Source organism: Vasconcelosia minhoensis LEGE 07310, from assembly GCF_015207255.1.
Taxonomy (GTDB): Bacteria; Cyanobacteriota; Cyanobacteriia; order Phormidesmidales; family Phormidesmidaceae; genus Vasconcelosia; species Vasconcelosia minhoensis.
The window spans coordinates 1-14889 of the sequence record NZ_JADEXG010000053.1; the positions used below are offsets into that span (position 1 = coordinate 1).

General features: G+C 56.1%; 15 protein-coding genes and 1 tRNA gene. 5 read left to right on the forward strand and 11 right to left on the reverse strand.

Features of this window, described 5'->3' with window-relative positions; translation table 11 throughout:
- The first annotated feature begins 151 nt into the window (after positions 1 to 151).
- Entirely contained in the window at positions 152 to 547 is a 396-nt protein-coding gene (locus tag IQ241_RS18785; protein ID WP_193910158.1) for a hypothetical protein, read from the forward strand.
- A 176-nt stretch (positions 548 to 723) separates the two neighbouring features.
- On the opposite strand, the gene IQ241_RS18790 is transcribed toward IQ241_RS18785, so the two are convergent.
- The 7 genes from IQ241_RS18790 to IQ241_RS18820 form a co-directional block, all read right to left on the reverse strand.
- The gene (locus IQ241_RS18790) at positions 724 to 918 is read right to left on the reverse strand and encodes a 2-phosphosulfolactate phosphatase (RefSeq protein WP_322743707.1); all 195 of its coding nucleotides are present in this window, start codon (positions 916 to 918) and stop codon (positions 724 to 726) included.
- 39 nt (positions 919 to 957) lie between these two features.
- Positions 958 to 1296, reverse strand: a complete 339-nt coding sequence (locus tag IQ241_RS18795) for a XisI protein (protein ID WP_193910162.1) — start codon at positions 1294 to 1296, stop codon at positions 958 to 960.
- On the reverse strand, positions 1281 to 1700 hold the full coding sequence (locus IQ241_RS18800) for a XisH family protein (RefSeq protein WP_193910164.1): 420 nt from the start codon (positions 1698 to 1700) through the stop codon (positions 1281 to 1283). Before IQ241_RS18800 ends, IQ241_RS18795 begins: the two co-directional genes overlap by 16 nt.
- 72 nt (positions 1701 to 1772) lie before the next feature.
- Positions 1773 to 2504, reverse strand: coding sequence for a 2-phosphosulfolactate phosphatase family protein (locus IQ241_RS18805; RefSeq protein ID WP_193910166.1), 732 nt, complete (start codon positions 2502 to 2504; stop codon positions 1773 to 1775).
- An 81-nt stretch (positions 2505 to 2585) separates the two neighbouring features.
- The gene (locus tag IQ241_RS18810; RefSeq protein WP_193910168.1) at positions 2586 to 3098 is read right to left on the reverse strand and encodes a DUF2085 domain-containing protein; all 513 of its coding nucleotides are present in this window, start codon (positions 3096 to 3098) and stop codon (positions 2586 to 2588) included.
- Positions 3099 to 3146: 48 nt separating this feature from the next.
- Positions 3147 to 3229: transfer RNA gene (locus IQ241_RS18815), tRNA-Ser, on the reverse strand.
- Positions 3230 to 3336: 107 nt separating this feature from the next.
- Positions 3337 to 4245 carry a TIGR04168 family protein gene (locus tag IQ241_RS18820; protein WP_193910169.1) on the reverse strand — a complete coding sequence of 303 codons (909 nt, stop codon included), beginning with the start codon at positions 4243 to 4245 and terminating at the stop codon, positions 3337 to 3339.
- Positions 4246 to 4305: 60 nt separating this feature from the next.
- Here IQ241_RS18820 and IQ241_RS18825 point away from each other — a divergent pair, with 60 nt between their 5' ends.
- Both IQ241_RS18825 and IQ241_RS18830 read left to right on the forward strand, forming a co-directional pair.
- Complete coding sequence (locus IQ241_RS18825; protein ID WP_193910171.1) at positions 4306 to 5028, forward strand: HAD family hydrolase; 723 nt, start codon at positions 4306 to 4308, stop codon at positions 5026 to 5028.
- Between the two features lie 12 nt (positions 5029 to 5040).
- The gene (locus tag IQ241_RS18830) at positions 5041 to 6213 is read left to right on the forward strand and encodes a metallophosphoesterase family protein (protein WP_193910173.1); all 1173 of its coding nucleotides are present in this window, start codon (positions 5041 to 5043) and stop codon (positions 6211 to 6213) included.
- Between the two features lie 49 nt (positions 6214 to 6262).
- Here the strand turns inward: IQ241_RS18830 and glgB are convergent, their stop codons facing one another.
- Both glgB and IQ241_RS18840 read right to left on the reverse strand, forming a co-directional pair.
- Positions 6263 to 8557, reverse strand: coding sequence for a 1,4-alpha-glucan branching protein GlgB (gene glgB, locus IQ241_RS18835; RefSeq protein ID WP_193910175.1), 2295 nt, complete (start codon positions 8555 to 8557; stop codon positions 6263 to 6265).
- Positions 8558 to 8742: 185 nt separating this feature from the next.
- Complete coding sequence (locus IQ241_RS18840; protein ID WP_228021849.1) at positions 8743 to 9096, reverse strand: hypothetical protein; 354 nt, start codon at positions 9094 to 9096, stop codon at positions 8743 to 8745.
- 115 nt (positions 9097 to 9211) lie between these two features.
- Between IQ241_RS18840 and IQ241_RS18845 the strand changes: the two genes are divergently transcribed.
- Complete coding sequence (locus IQ241_RS18845) at positions 9212 to 9976, forward strand: PPC domain-containing protein (RefSeq protein WP_193910177.1); 765 nt, start codon at positions 9212 to 9214, stop codon at positions 9974 to 9976.
- A 16-nt stretch (positions 9977 to 9992) separates the two neighbouring features.
- Here the strand turns inward: IQ241_RS18845 and carB are convergent, their stop codons facing one another.
- Entirely contained in the window at positions 9993 to 13250 is a 3258-nt protein-coding gene (carB, locus tag IQ241_RS18850; protein ID WP_193910179.1) for a carbamoyl-phosphate synthase large subunit, read from the reverse strand.
- Positions 13251 to 13422: 172 nt separating this feature from the next.
- On the opposite strand from carB, the gene IQ241_RS18855 reads away from it, so the two are divergent.
- Positions 13423 to 14490, forward strand: a complete 1068-nt coding sequence (locus tag IQ241_RS18855) for a Fe(3+) ABC transporter substrate-binding protein (protein WP_193910239.1) — start codon at positions 13423 to 13425, stop codon at positions 14488 to 14490.
- Positions 14491 to 14581: 91 nt separating this feature from the next.
- Here IQ241_RS18855 and IQ241_RS18860 read toward each other — a convergent pair whose 3' ends face one another.
- Positions 14582 to 14767: a hypothetical protein gene (locus IQ241_RS18860; protein ID WP_193910182.1), complete on the reverse strand. Its 186-nt coding sequence runs from the start codon at positions 14765 to 14767 to the stop codon at positions 14582 to 14584.
- Positions 14768 to 14889 lie beyond the last annotated feature (122 nt).

Below are 14889 nucleotides of genomic sequence, written 5' to 3' on the forward strand. Positions count from 1 at the left end.
ACGTATTAGCGTTCTTGACTCAGGCTTGCCGAGCGGCTCGCAATGACCAGTTGCCGCCTAGCCTATTGCCTGAGCCCGCAGTCAGCTCTACAGCTACCATTCGCTCGTAACCCCCTGAACGGCTACCTGTAATGTTCTCGACATTCCTCATATGAATAGTGAGCGAACTCAGGTAATGCAATGTTTGAAAAATTTACTTGAAGAAAGTACTAATCTTCTGCTACCTATGGCTGCCGTCTATGAAACAGGGAATCATATTGCTCAACTTAGTGATGGTAGAAACCGACGTCAATTTGCTGAAGTTTTCATCGAGCAAGTCAAGAAAGCGATAAAAGGGGAAGCACCTTGGCAAGTTATGCAACTGCCAGATATAGAGGAGGTTGGAGAATGGCTAAGTAACTTTCCTGATTCAGCAATGCGTGGCGCAGGCATGGGGGACTTATCTATAATCAAAGAGTGGGAGAAGACGATTAGGATAACGCCCAATCACCGTATTTTTATATGGTCTTTAGATAGTGATCTTCAGGGGTATAATCATATTCCTTGATCCTAATAATTAAGCTTTAGCTAGCGGTGTTAGCTATTATATAGAAAATATGTTTCCCTTCGAGAAAATCTTATTAATTTTAGACTTTCGCAAAAAGCTAACAATTCAAATGCAGCGGACAGTTGCGAGCCATTGCTGCTGAGTTTAAGGTTGTCTTCTGCCGCTGATTTGAGTCGTTAGACGGCTAAAACCCCCGGCTCTTGCTGAACCGGGACGATGTCGGAAACGTCTAGCTGAGCGCAGTATTCCAGGTCGGCGAGCTGATGCTGCTTGAGCAGCCGCTGGCCGTGGGTGGCGTGGCGCATCAGCTCTAGCAGCTGGTTTTGCCATTGGAGAAAGAGGCTGACTGACGCGATCGCGGCATCGTTCACCAATCAAAAGCCACTCAAACGCAGAAGCAGAACACCGTATCATGCCACGGCAAAACCCGTATGCTGCCGTATTTTTGGATGACGGAATCCTAAGACTATATCTTCTCTAAAAATGCCCGCAGCCATCAAATCAGTCGCCACGCCTTCCTCAGTATCATCATACTGAATCCAAACCTTATTCTCAATCAGACTGATATGAATCGGTGTCGCATGGAGATATCTATCACCGTCCCAACCCAAGTCTAAAATGAGATACTGCCCTCGTTCATCATCGAATACGACCTGACAGGTGTAACCATCAGGAAGATCTGCGCGATAGTTCGCATGATCTTGAAGAACATTCTTGATAATGCTTTGGTAACTTAACTGGGTATCCATTGTACAATTACCTCGCTTTCATCATCGAAGACGATTAATTTGATCACCTGATTCTTGAGGAGTACTTGTCCTAATTCTATAGTGAACACGCTGTTATAGGTTGGCTGAGATACGGCCAGATAAAGGCTTCGATCAGTTCCCATCTCGTTTAGAATTTGATGATACAAGACGTACTGACCCAATGCTTGTTCTAAATCTTTGACATCAGACTGCCCTACAAAACTTTTTATCTCAACAATAATTTTTTGCAATCCCCTCTCGGCACTAATAAGGCGCTCTGCGCCTAGATCAGCTGACAAACGCTTTTTTCCAATCTTAAGCGGAAACGGGTCATGCGTAATTGTCCACCCATCTTTTTGAAGGGCACGCTTTACCGTGTTGTGGTATATATCTCTGGCTGGCACAAAGAACTTAGAGTAATAGAGAGTAACATCCGTGCATAGCTGCTCTAGAACTATCGTCGCCGTTTTTTGTCGTTATACCGATAGAACCCCCGGCTCTCGCTGAACCGGCACCATGTCTGAAACGTCTAGCTGGGCGCAGTATTCCAAATCGGCGAGCTGATGCTGCTTGAGCAGCCGCTGGCCATGAGTGGCGTGGCGCATCAGCTCTAGCAGCTGGCCCTGCCACTGGAGAAAGAGGCTAACTGACGCGATCGCGGCATCATTCCCCGCCAGCTCCTTAAAACTCAACCCGGTCTGGTCAATCAGGCTGTGGACAATCGCCCCGGCACAGACCGTATCTTCCAGCGAATAGCTGCCCTCCCAGCCGGAGCCGACTAGCCAAACCGTCTCGGGCTGCTTTGACAGCAGCGCCTTGACCGTCGCCTGCCGGGTGGTCAGGGCCGCCGTCATTACCAGCGGGGCCTGTTGAATTCGCTCCAGGCAGCGGGTGCCGTTGGTGGTGCTCATAAACAGCCGCCGTCCCTGAGTGCGATCGCGGCTGTGGTCCAGGGGCGAATTGCCCAAGTCAAACCCGTCTACGCGCTCACCGCCGCGTTCGCCCGCCCGAATTCGTCGGTCGGCGGGCCATTGTTCGCTCACCTGAATCAGCCGGTCGAGGTCGCTAAACACCTGCACCGCTTCCGCCCCGGCCTGGAAGGCAGCGGCAATGGTCGTGGTCGCCCGCAGCACGTCGATCGCGATCGCGCAGTCTGGAACCTGGTCAGCGGGTGCTTCCTCAGGCGTGTGATAGACGAACAGTTTCACAGATAACCAAAATCCAAATTGGGTGATCGAAGCCGAAATTAAGCAATCGCTCTCTATTCTATGGGGAAAGCTCCGCCCGCCCTAACCAAATTCAGAATGCTTGGGATTGACGTTCCTATGGAGCAACGGCATGATGTATGCCCCTAGTCCTAGACCGGCCAGCAGGCCAAAGGGCGTCACAATCCAGTTGCTGTAGCCCCACCAGCCCAGCTGCTGCGCCACCAGCTCCGCCGGGTACATCAGGCACAGCCCAATCGTCAGCACAAACCCTAGAATGCCATACTGATGCAGCCAGTAGGCTGCTTGCCCACCGTCCTGCCGGTAGAGCAGCCGCATCAGCACCAGTCCGGTGACGGTACCATAGCAGCGCATACAGACCGCCATAATCTGGGGCGGCGATAGCGCTATCCCCATGTCGGGCTGCGGACAGACGTGCATCCCCATCCAGTAGATAATGTCGGCAATCTGGGGCAGCAGCGGCAGGTTTGCCGACGCCAGGAAGGGAGCCGCGAGCGGCCCAGAGGCCATTCCCACCAGCACGATATCAGCCAATAGACTGGGCCAGTTAGGTTTGGAAATTGAAGCGGTGTGCATACAAACTGAAGTTGAACGGACGGAATCTGGCTGCTAATGGCCAATCAACGGAGAGGGTGGGATTCGAACCCACGGTACTTGCGTACACTCGATTTCAAGTCGAGCGCATTCGACCACTCTGCCACCTCTCCAACGGTCGGTCATGCCTCATCGGTCATGACGGTCAATAACGACACGGTCATTATTCTATGATAGCAAGCTGCCCGACGTGAGCAAAAGCTAGCGACGGCTAGGCAGCCTACTTCAGGCTGGACTGATTAGCATAGAGCAATTCGGTCGATACGGTCTCGAAAGCTTGATTCAGCCAGACTAGCGAAATGGTTTTCACCTGCCCGGCCGCCAGCGTCACCAGCGAAAAGCTTCTCAGCCGGTCGGTCCCAGTATCAACAATCCGAGGTACGTTGGCCGCGTTGAGATAAACTGTCCCTGCCGCGTCTACGACGACCCGCTTGCGCGGATAGTCCTGAGTGTGGCGCAGCCGGTGGTGCATGTGACCAAAGGCGACCAGCGGAATATGTTTGCCGACCTGCCTAGACTGCACGATCGCATCTGCAAAATCAGGATCGCCGCAGTCACCGCCCATCGGCTCCCAGTCCTTACCGCAGGGGTCTTCGGGCTGGCTCCCCAAACCATACGGCCCGACATGGCCCATGAAAATCAGCGTTTCCTGCTCAGCGCTTTTCACCGCCGCCATCATCTTTGCCGTCGATTCTTGAAAACTTTTGACCCCAAAGCGATCGCGATAAAATTGCCGATAGCGCCAGGACGAGCCGCCCCAGCTGAAGGGCCGCGCCCCGACGACGGAAAGGCCCAGATGGGGAAACTCCCGTCGCCCATAGCCGACATGGTCTGCGCCCAGCAGGTCCAGCTGCTGCTGCACCCGGTCTTCCCGAGCGCGGTCGTAGGGACATTTTTGCTGACCCTTGCTGCTGGCGGAATAATGAGCGTCATGGTTGCCCAGCACGGCGGCCTTGGGCAGGTCTACCGCCGCAATCTGCCGGACGATTTCCACCGACTCGTTGCCATAGTCGCCCAAAAACAGCACTAGGTCGGCCTTCAAATGCCTTAGCGCAGCAGCGTCTTCGGCTTCCCAAAGATCGTGAACATCGCCGACGACCGCGATCGTCATCTCAGTCTGTTTACTCATATCTACCCGGCAATCCGCTTTCATTAGGATAGAAAACCTCAGCCTCTTCTGCCCAGGACAATGACCTCAGCGATTTTATTTGTCGATTTAGATAGCCTTCCAGCTGATCAGCTAGCAGTCATTGCTACCAAGCTAAGCTCATCTTCCCAGCTCCTGATCGTGCCCGTCACTCACAAAACCAGGGCTGAAGTCGAAGCGCTGCTGCCGCTGACGCTTCCCTTCATCGTCGAGACCGGCAGCGGCATTTTCATTCCGGCTAATCAAGGCTTTACCAACGTAGGTGAACCGGAGGACGGCTATCGCTTAGTTCAGCTGGGCTGTCCCCACGTTCAGGCCCGGGCCGGGCTAAGGGTGCTGGCAAACCTGGTGCAGTATCCGCTTCAGGGCTTTGGTGACCTCTCAGCTGAGAAAGCTCAGCTGCTGCTGGGACTCTCAGCTGCCGCCGCTCACCGGGCCAAGGCCCGGGAGTTTAGCGAGGCGTTTTTTACACCCCAGGGCGTAACGGCTGAGGCGCTGGCTGCTGCTGCTGAAGAGATTGGTCTGAGGATGGTGATCGGCGATCGCGTTTCCTATCTGATTGGCCCCGATGCCGGAATTGCCCCGGCCATCCGCCAGTTCATCGCCCTGTATCCGCCAAAGCAGCCGATGACTACCCTGGGACTGAGCGAAAATCCTGAGCTGCTGGCCACAGTTGAGACCCCTATCCTGCCGAGTCAGTCAGGCGACAGCGACATCGGCTCAAATAGCTTCATAATGGAGGCTGTGAAAAGCGTAATTAGTTAAATCCTAGAGAATATGAGCTTCAACCGTCGCCGCTTTATCCTACTGGGGGGCCTTGCTCTGGGAGCCGCCCCCGTCATTGCGCTCCAGCGTTCCAGCCGCCAGGCCGAAGCTGAGCCTGTCGCCATCGCTACCAAAGAAGTTGGCCCTGAAGCGAACTTGGCAGCTGCGCCCGCTGTCCGTCAAAACATTGGCCCCTCCGGCCTCTACGCGCCGCCGCGAGGCGACATTCGAGTAGTCGTGATCAGCGACCTCAACAGCCGCTACGGCTCTACTGACTATCGCCAGGAGGTGATCGAAGGTGTGCAGATGCTGCCGGATTGGCAGCCCGATCTGGTAATTTGCGGCGGCGATATGGTCGCGGGCCAGAGTATTTCGCTCACCCAGCCCGAAATTGAGGCGATGTGGACGGCCTTTGACCGCCAGATTCTATCTTCGATTCGGGCGGCTGGGCTGCCCTTTGCCTTCACCGTTGGCAACCACGACGCCTCTAGCGTTAAGCAGCAGGGCGAGTTCGTCTACGTCCTCGACCGCCAGGAAGCATCTCGGTTCTGGCAGGCCCATGAGCCCGACACCGCCCTCAGCTTTATCGAAGACGCGGGCTTCCCCTACTACTACAGCTTTAAGCAAAACGACATTTTCTACCTGGTGTGGGACGCTTCCTCCGCCAATGTGGCCCCGGAGCAGGTGGCCTGGGCCGACCGCAGCCTGGGCAGTCCCGAGGCCCAAAGCGCCAAGCTGCGGATTGTGCTGGGGCATCTGCCGTTTTATGCCGTTTCCCAGGGGCGCGATCGCGCCGGTGAAATCCTCAACCAGGCTGACCAGCTGCGAGCCATGCTGGAGCGTCACCAAGTCAGCACCTACATCAGCGGCCATCACCATGCCTATTTTCCCGGCCATGCCGGGCAGCTGAATTTTCTCCATGCCGGGGCGCTGGGCAGCGGACCGCGATCGCTGCTCAACTCCACTGGAGCCCCCTTTCAAACCCTGACGGTGATGGATATTTTTCTAGACGTGCCGGAAACTGTCTATACCACATACAACATGAATACGCGTCAGGTGGTCGATCGGCAAAATCTGCCCCGGCAGATTGTCGGCCCCAACGGCCGCGAACTGAGGCAGGACCTGACCCTGGCCGATCTGTCTGAGGCCGAGCAAAATCAGGCCTACGTGCCGAGCGCTCACTAAAGCCTGCTCAACGGGGTGCGTTTGCTTGGCCGCAACGCACTCTACAAGGCTATGCCTTACTTTCGGCAGCGGCGGTCTTTTCCCGGTCGAGCTTGAGCATGATGACACCCAAAGGCGGCAGGGTCAGGTCTAGGGAATATTCGCGGTTGTGATAGGCCCAATCCTCTGACCACTTACCACCCAGGTTGCCGATATTGCTGCCGCCAAACTCGCGAGCGTCGCTGTTGAACAGCTCCTGGTAGTAGCCCCGAGTGGGAACCCCAACCCGATAATGGCTGTGGGGCTGCGGCGTGAAGTTGCACACCGTCAGGATAAAGACTTCGCTGTCTAGGTCATAGCGCAGGAAAGAGGCCACGCTGTGGCGGTTGTCGCTACAGTCTACCCACTCAAACCCCTCCTGGGTGAAGTCCTGGGTATGCAGCGCGGGCTCATTGCGGTAGATCGTATTGAGCCGCTCAATGCAGTGCTTCAGCTGCTTGTGACCATCAAACTGAAGCAAATGCCATTCGAGGTCGCCCCAGACGTTCCACTCGCTCCACTGGCCAAACTCCATGCCCATAAACATTGTCTTCTTACCGGGATGGGTAAACATGTAGGCATAGAGGCAGCGCAGATTGGCAAACTTCTGCCAGTCGTCTCCCGGCATTTTGCCAATCATGCTGCCTTTTCCATGCACCACCTCATCGTGGGACAGGGCCAGCATAAAGTTTTCGCTGAAGGCATACCAGATGCTAAAGGTGACGTTGTTCTGGTGGAACTGGCGGAACCAGGGATCCATATGGAAGTAGTCCAGCATGTCATGCATCCAGCCCATGTTCCACTTGAAGTTGAAACCCAAGCCGCCGACGTAGGTGGGCCAGGACACCATCGGCCAGGAAGTCGATTCTTCCGCGACGGAGATAGCACCGGGATAGTAGCTAAAGATCAGGTGGTTGACCTGGCGGAGAAAATCTGCCGCCTCAATATTTTCACGACCGCCGTACTCGTTGGGCGACCACTCGCCCTCTTTGCGGTTGTAGTCCAGATAGAGCATCGAGGCCACTGCGTCTACCCGAATGCCGTCGATGTGGTATTTATCAAACCAGAACAGGGCATTCGCCGCGAGGAAGTTGCGCACCTCGTAGCGGGCATAGTTGAAAACCAGCGTGCCCCACTCCTTGTGCTCGCCTTTCTGCGGGTCGGCATGCTCATATAGATGTGAGCCGTCAAAGAAGGCCAGACCGTGACCGTCTTTGGGAAAGTGGCCCGGCACCCAGTCTACGAGTACGCCAATATTGTTTTGGTGGCACTGATCGATAAAATACATCAGATCTTCGGGAGTGCCATAGCGGGAGGTCGCCGCGTAGTAGCCCGTCACCTGATAGCCCCAGGAGCCGTCGAAGGGATGTTCAGCAATCGGCAGCAGCTCTACATGAGTAAAGCCCAGCTCCTTGATATAGGGAACCAGCCGATCGGCCAGTTCGCGATAGGTGAGGAAGCGCGCGCCGGGCTTCAGGTCGGCGACGGTAACGACTGGCATCTCCGTGCCATCGGGTCGCTTGGCCGGCGTAGCCGAGGAGCCGTGCAGCCAGGAGCCCAGGTGCAGCTCATAGACCGAGATTGGCTGCGTGGTCGGGTCGGTCTGACGGCGGCGCTCCATCCAGGCTTCGTCCTGCCAGGGATAGCTATCCAAATCGGTGACGATTGAAGCGGTCTTAGGTCTCACCTCCTGCTGAAAGCCGTAGGGATCTGACTTTTCGTAAATATGACCGTCAGCGTTTTTGACTTCGTATTTGTAGGCCGCGCCGGGGCCGATGCCAGGGATGAACAAATCCCAAATACCGCCGCCACCCTTGCGCATCTGGTGCTTACGCCCGTCCCAGTGGTTGAAGTCACCCAGCACCGAAACATTGCGGGCATTGGGGGCCCATAGCGCAAAGTAAACGCCCGCCACGCCGTTCACGGTAGTGGCATGAGCCCCTAACTTTTCATAGATGCGGTGGTGGTTGCCCTCGCTGAACAGGTGAACATCAAACTCTGTCAGCGCTGGGGATTTAAAGGCATAGGGGTCATGAATAATGTGCTCGTGAGGACCTTCTTTGTAGCGAATTTGGTAGTTGAGCGGCTCTGTGATGTCAACGATGCCTTCAAAAAAGTTGGGATGCTGATCGTTCTGCATTGGGTACTCTTGCCGCGTTTCTGGCAATACCACCCAGGCCGCATCCGCCTGGGGCAGATAGGCCCGCACCGCCCAGACGGTTTTGCCGTTCTGATTGATGCGGTGGGGACCTAAGATCTCGAAGGGATTTTGATGCTGATTCCAGACAATCCGATCGATTTGCTCAGGTGCGACAGTTAGCGACATAAAAAATACCTAGCGAAGTTGTATACAAAAAATTAGAGGTTAAAGCGGCTGATTTTATCCGTTAGGGCGACATATTCCCTTAAGCGTACGCCTTATTAGTAATATCAGCTTAACAAAGCTTAGCGGACCGCAGCCGGACCCATTGACTCATATTCTTCATAACTGCGAACAATCTGTCATCTGTGCTAAGGCAGAAATGGCAAAATTGGCTTAAGGCCGCGTCGAATTTGCAGCAGCAAAATCAGCTGGCGCAGGTCAGAGCGAACTGTCGGTGTCGTCTGCCGCGCTTCGAGCTGAGCCTGGAGCTCGGCATAGGCCGCCGGAGATAGCGGCTCGCCGTTAAGGGGCGATCGCGCCTCAGTAATAATTTCCGTCCGCAGGATCTCCTCGGGAATTTCCTCCGGTGGCGGCAGCTGAATCTCAGCCCTGACCGGCAGCGCGGTCGCGCCGGCGAGCGAGAGCGCCGCTGCCCAGCTAAGCAGTTTGATTCCTTTAAGCATGGCTTCACCTCTAGAGAGCAGCTCAGTTAGCAGCCGCATGTGGCCAGATGGAATTATTGTCCCTGTATTTTAAAGCCTGCCGGTGGGCTGGGTTAAGCTGTTCAAGCGCATAGATCAAAAATTGAGCTGCTGAATTAATGAGGATGATGGAACTATGGGTAAGCTAGCGCAACTGTCGGGACCTGTAGGGCTGCTGCTGACGGCTGCCCTGACCGGGACGGTAGGCTTTTTGCCTCAGCCCGCCGCTGCTCAAAGCCTGCTGCAGCAGGAGGGCACATTAGCCCCCATGCAGGACACCTACAGCTTTGAGGGCGAGGCCGACCAAACCTTAACGATTACCCTCACCAGCAGCGAATTCGACCCGGTGCTATCGCTGCTCGATCCCGACGGCGAAGAGATTGCCAGGAACGACGACTACGCCAGCGTACTCGACTCGACCATTATCATTACGCTGCCCGAGACCGGCAGCTATACCGTCGTTGCCACTTCCTTTTCAGGGGAAGGCGGCAGCTACGCAGTTGAGGTGCATCCCACCACCGAATATGAGCAGGTGTTTGACCGCGCCGTGCAGCTGTTTAACTCAGAGGACTACACGGACTCGGTTGAGGCCTTCACCGCCGCGATCGCGCTTGACGACTCTCAGCCCAGCGTCTATTTGGGCCGAGCCAACGCCTACCTCGGGGCAGCCTACCTCGCCCTGGGCGAAAACTTTGCCGGTCCCCAGAGCCTAGAACCGGAGGTTCGAGACGCGATCGCGACAGACTACGAGCAGGCTGCCGCCCTGCTGAAGGAGCAGGGTAAGCCCGACCTCGCCGCTTCCCTAGAGGAGCAGGCCCAGATTTTTCGCCTGGTGGAGCCTGAACCGGCCCCGCTCCGCCCGGCAGAACCGCCTGAAGAGCCCGCCAACTCACAGTCCTAGTGCCACCATTTAAGCCTCAGTCCGCCAGGGCCTGCTGCACGTAGTCCTGCAGCGCCTTGACCGACAGCGTCTCCCCCTGGAGCGAACGAATCGCTGCCAGGGCCGCCCGTGCCCCGGCTAGGGTGGTAATGGTGGGAATTTTATAGTCCAAGGCGGCCCGGCGAATGCTGCGGTCGTCTTCCTGGGCTGCTTCCCCTGACGGCGAGTTAATAATCAGCTGAATATCCCGATTCTTAATCGAGTCAATCACATGGGGGCGGCCTTCGTGTACCTTCAGCACTAGGTCTACGTCAACGCCGCTGTCTAGCAGCACCTGGCGGGTCCCGGCGGTAGCCAGCAGGGCGAATCCCAGGGCTGAGAATTCTTTGGCAATCGGCCCAACCGCGGGCTTATCGCGGTCATTCAGCGAGATAAATACCCGGCCTGCTAGCGGCAACGCCTGTCCGGCGGCTAGCTCTGCCTTAGCAAAGGCCCGGCCAAACTCAGTATCGATTCCCATGACTTCGCCGGTCGAGCGCATTTCGGGGCCTAGCAGCGTATCGGTGCCAGGAAATTTATTGAACGGCAGCACAGCCTCTTTCACCGAGATGTGGGGCGGCATCACTTCTTCAATCCCTAGCTCCGCCAGGGTTTTACCCGACATTAGGCGCACGGCGATCTGAGCTAGCGGTAGCCCCGTCGCCTTGGAGACAAAGGGCACCGTGCGAGAGGCACGGGGGTTGGCTTCCAAAATATAGACCTGCTCGCCCTGGACGGCAAACTGAATATTCATCAGGCCCACCACCTGGAGCCGCTGGGCCAGCTTCAGCGTCCAATCGCGAATCGTCTCAAGCGCGGCTGGCTTGAGCGAAATGGTCGGAATTGAGCAGGCCGAATCGCCGGAGTGGATTCCTGCCTGCTCAATATGCTCCATGATGCCGCCAATCATGGCCTGGCCGGTGCGATCGCAGAGCGCATCCACGTCTACCTCTACCGCATCCTGCAAAAATTTATCGATCAGGATCGGGTGGTCGGGCTCCACCTGCACCGCCGTCGTCATATAGCGCTCTAGCTCGGCATCGGAGTAGACAATTTCCATCGCTCGGCCACCTAGCACGTAGCTGGGCCGAACCACGACCGGGTAGCTAACTTTCTGAGCAATGCTGAGCGCCCCCTCATAGCTGCGGGCAATCCCATTGGGCGGCTGTTTAATATCTAAGTCCCAGAGAATCTGCTCGAACCGCTCCCGGTCTTCGGCAATGTCAATCGAGTCGGGGGAGGTGCCCCAAATCTGCGTGGTGATGCCGTTCTGCTCGGCTTCTTCGCTCAGGTAGGTCTGGAGCGGCACGGCCAGCTTCAGCGGCGTCTGGCCGCCAAACTGGATAATCACGCCGACCGGATTTTCGACTTCGATAATATTCAGCACGTCTTCTTGGGTCAGCGGCTCAAAGTAAAGCCGGTCGCTGGTGTCGTAGTCGGTCGATACTGTCTCCGGGTTGGAGTTGACCATAATCGTCTCGTAGTCGTCGGCCTGGAGGGCAAAAGAAGCGTGGCAGCAGCAGTAGTCAAACTCGATGCCCTGACCAATCCGGTTGGGGCCGCCACCCAGGATCATCACCTTGCGGCGGTCGGAGGGCTGCACTTCGGTTTCGGTCTCGTAGGTTGAGTAGTAATAGGGCGTGTAGGCTTCAAACTCGGCAGCGCAGGTATCGACGGTCTTATAGACCGGCAGGACGCCCAGGGACTTGCGGTGGGCACGCACCTGATTTTCAGATAGCTTGCAGGCGTAGGCGATCTGGCGATCGCTAAAGCCCTGCTGCTTAATTGCCAGCAGCTGGGCGGCAGTAATATCCGGCAGCGGCGTCCGCTTGATAAATTTCTCGGTCACCAGCAGCGCCTGTAGCTTGTCCAAAAACCAGGGATCGATGCCCGTCAGCTCGTAGATTTCCTCGACTTCTAGCCCCAGCTGCATGGCCTGGCGGATGGCAAAAATTCGCTCGGGGTGGGGACGGCGCAGGCTGGCCCGGACCTGGGAAATAGTGGGGAGCTTTTCCTTGCGATCGCAGCCCCAGCCCGCCCGGCCAATTTCTAGCGATCGCAGCGCCTTTTGAAAGGACTCCTGGAAGGTGCGGCCAATCGCCATCGCCTCGCCTACCGACTTCATCTGCGTGGTCAGGGTCGAGCTGGCCCCCGGAAATTTTTCAAAGGCAAACCGGGGCACCTTGGTCACCACGTAGTCAATCGTCGGCTCAAAGCTAGCGGGCGTTTTTTTAGTAATGTCGTTGGAGATTTCGTTCAGCTGGTAGCCCACCGCTAGCTTGGCGGCAAACTTCGCGATCGGGAAGCCCGTCGCCTTGGAAGCTAGGGCAGAGCTGCGAGACACCCGCGGGTTCATCTCGATCACAATCACATCGCCGGTGTCAGGATTGACCGAAAACTGAATATTCGACCCGCCCGTTTCCACCCCAATTTCGCGAATAATTTTAATCGAGGCGTCTCGCAGCCGCTGATATTCCTTGTCGGTCAGGGTCTGGGCCGGGGCCACCGTAATCGAGTCGCCGGTGTGGACGCCCATCGGGTCTAGGTTCTCGATCGAGCAGATGATCACCACGTTATCCGCCAGGTCTCGCATCACCTCTAGCTCATACTCCTTCCAGCCCAGCAGCGACTGCTCGATCAGAATTTGCGACACCGGGCTGGCATCGAGCCCCGACAGGGCAATCGTTTCAAACTCTTCCTGGTTGTAGGCAATGCCGCCGCCGCTGCCGCCCATGGTGTAGGCCGGGCGAATAATCAGTGGGTAGGAACCAATCTGGGCGGCGATTTCCTTGGCCTCATCCCAGGTTTCAGCCAGCCCTGAGGGACAGACGCCGACCCCAATCCGCGCCATCGCATCCTTAAACTGCCGCCGGTCCTCAGCTTTCTCAATCGCCGCCAGGTTTGCTCCAATCAGCTCAACCCCATAGCGGTCTAGGGCTCCGTTTCGGGACAGGTCTACGGCAATGTTCAGTGCCGTTTGGCCGCCCATGGTCGGCAGCATCGCGTCGGGGCGCTCCTGGGCGATCACCTGCTCGACGACGGCTGGCGTCAGCGGCTCGATGTAGGTGCGATCGGCAATCTCCGGATCGGTCATGATCGTCGCCGGGTTGGAGTTGATCAGCACCACCTCATAGCCTTCTTCCCTCAGCGCTTTGCAGGCCTGGGTTCCTGAATAGTCAAACTCGCAGGCCTGACCAATCACAATCGGGCCAGAACCAATCAGCAGAATCTTTTTGAGGTCTTTTCGTTTAGGCATAGGGCAACCAGGACGCAAACCCAATCATTCTAGAGGCTTTCTCCCCCTCAATTTGTACAGTAGCTCTCAGTTGAGATTAAATCTCAATAATTCCCCTTGACACAAAGCAGCAGCGCCGTAATACACTCAAAAAGTCTTACTAGCAATTATTTGCATTAACGCAGTCATGACTATGAAATGGACCCGCCGCCGCTTTACCGGCATAGTTTTAAGTACGGCCCTGCTGGCAACCGCCTGTAGCCAACCTGAGGAAGCTTCTCCGGAAGCGGCAGGCGATAGCAATGGCGAAAATGTCGTCAACGTCTATTCGGCTCGCCACTACGATATTGATGACGAGCTCTATCAAGAATTTACGGACGAAACCGGCATCGAGGTCAACGTCATCGAGGGCGACTCAGACGAGCTGCTGGAGCGGATTACCAGCGAAGGGGAGCAAAGCCCAGCTGACGTTTTTATCACCGTAGACGCCGGACGGCTGTGGCGAGCGGAGGAAGCCGGTATTTTCCAGCCTGTAGACTCAGCCGTGCTGGAGGAAAGGGTTCCTGACAACCTTCAGCAGCCAGACAATCTATGGTTTGGCCTGACCAAACGGGCGCGGGTGCTGGTCTACAACCCCAACCAAGTTGATCCGTCAGAGCTATCGACCTATGAAGCATTAGCCGAACCGCAGTGGAAGGGCCGAGTTTGTATCCGCAGCTCGAACAATATTTACAATCAGTCGTTAGTCGGCTCTATGGTCGAGACGAATGGAGTGGAAGCGACCGAAGAATGGGCGAAGGGCCTCGTAGACAATCTGGCGCGACCGCCCGAAGGTGGCGATACTGACCAAATTAAGGCGGTTGCCTCGGGGCTCTGCGATGTAGCCGTTGTCAACCACTATTACTGGGCGCGCCTGGCCAAATCGGACGACCCCACTGACCAAGAAGTGACTGATAAAACGGCCATCTTTTTCCCCAATCAGGACGGTCGCGGCACCCATGTGAACATCAGCGGTGCAGGCGTGGTCGCGACGGCCCCACACGAAGAAAACGCGGTGAAGTTTCTAGAATTCTTGGTCAGCCCCGAAGCTCAAAAAACCTTTGCCGAAGGGAATAACGAATATCCCGTCGTCGAGGGGGCCGAAGTCGATCCGATTGTGGCAGAGCTCGGCCAGTTTAAGGTCGATGAGGTGAACGTATCGTCCTATGGGCGCAACAACCCTGAGGTGGTCAAAATTGTCGATCGGGCGGGCTGGAAATAGCCGCTGACAGCCGGCTGAGGAGCATAAAGCAAAGCTGGTAGGGTTACCTTCTCTACCAGCTTTGCAATGCTATAGCACAGCTCAGGAAAACTTACCCTTCGCCGCCTTCGCCGCCTTCTTCTAAGGGTTCTTCCTCTAGAGGCTCTTCAGGCGTGACTTCCTCGGTTTCGGGAGTTTCTACCTCGGTTTCGGCGGGCTCTTCAGGACCACAGGCGACTACGGTCGCAGCTACACCCAGCGCCAGAAAAAGTGACACGGGCTTCATTCGCAATTGCATGATCTATATCCTCCTAATTTTTCACCCATTGGGATGAATGGTCTCGGTTATACATTCTGCCTGCTGAGGGTAATTTGTAGCCCTCTGATAAAAAAGTCTTTTGCCCAATAAACGCCAGAAAC

Bases quoted from the DNA above. Each gene is read 5' to 3' on its own strand.
- IQ241_RS18785 (WP_193910158.1), top strand. From the start codon at position 152: ATGAATAGTGAGCGAACTCAGGTAATGCAATGTTTGAAAAATTTACTT.
- IQ241_RS18795 (WP_193910162.1), bottom strand. From the start codon at position 1,296: ATGGATACCCAGTTAAGTTACCAAAGCATTATCAAGAATGTTCTTCAA.
- IQ241_RS18810 (WP_193910168.1), bottom strand. From the start codon at position 3,098: ATGCACACCGCTTCAATTTCCAAACCTAACTGGCCCAGTCTATTGGCT.
- IQ241_RS18820 (WP_193910169.1), bottom strand. From the start codon at position 4,245: ATGAGTAAACAGACTGAGATGACGATCGCGGTCGTCGGCGATGTTCAC.
- IQ241_RS18825 (WP_193910171.1), top strand. From the start codon at position 4,306: ATGACCTCAGCGATTTTATTTGTCGATTTAGATAGCCTTCCAGCTGAT.
- IQ241_RS18830 (WP_193910173.1), top strand. From the start codon at position 5,041: ATGAGCTTCAACCGTCGCCGCTTTATCCTACTGGGGGGCCTTGCTCTG.
- glgB (WP_193910175.1), bottom strand. From the start codon at position 8,557: ATGTCGCTAACTGTCGCACCTGAGCAAATCGATCGGATTGTCTGGAAT.
- IQ241_RS18840 (WP_228021849.1), bottom strand. From the start codon at position 9,096: ATGCGGCTGCTAACTGAGCTGCTCTCTAGAGGTGAAGCCATGCTTAAA.
- IQ241_RS18845 (WP_193910177.1), top strand. From the start codon at position 9,212: ATGGGTAAGCTAGCGCAACTGTCGGGACCTGTAGGGCTGCTGCTGACG.
- carB (WP_193910179.1), bottom strand. From the start codon at position 13,250: ATGCCTAAACGAAAAGACCTCAAAAAGATTCTGCTGATTGGTTCTGGC.
- IQ241_RS18855 (WP_193910239.1), top strand. From the start codon at position 13,423: ATGAAATGGACCCGCCGCCGCTTTACCGGCATAGTTTTAAGTACGGCC.
- IQ241_RS18860 (WP_193910182.1), bottom strand. From the start codon at position 14,767: ATGCAATTGCGAATGAAGCCCGTGTCACTTTTTCTGGCGCTGGGTGTA.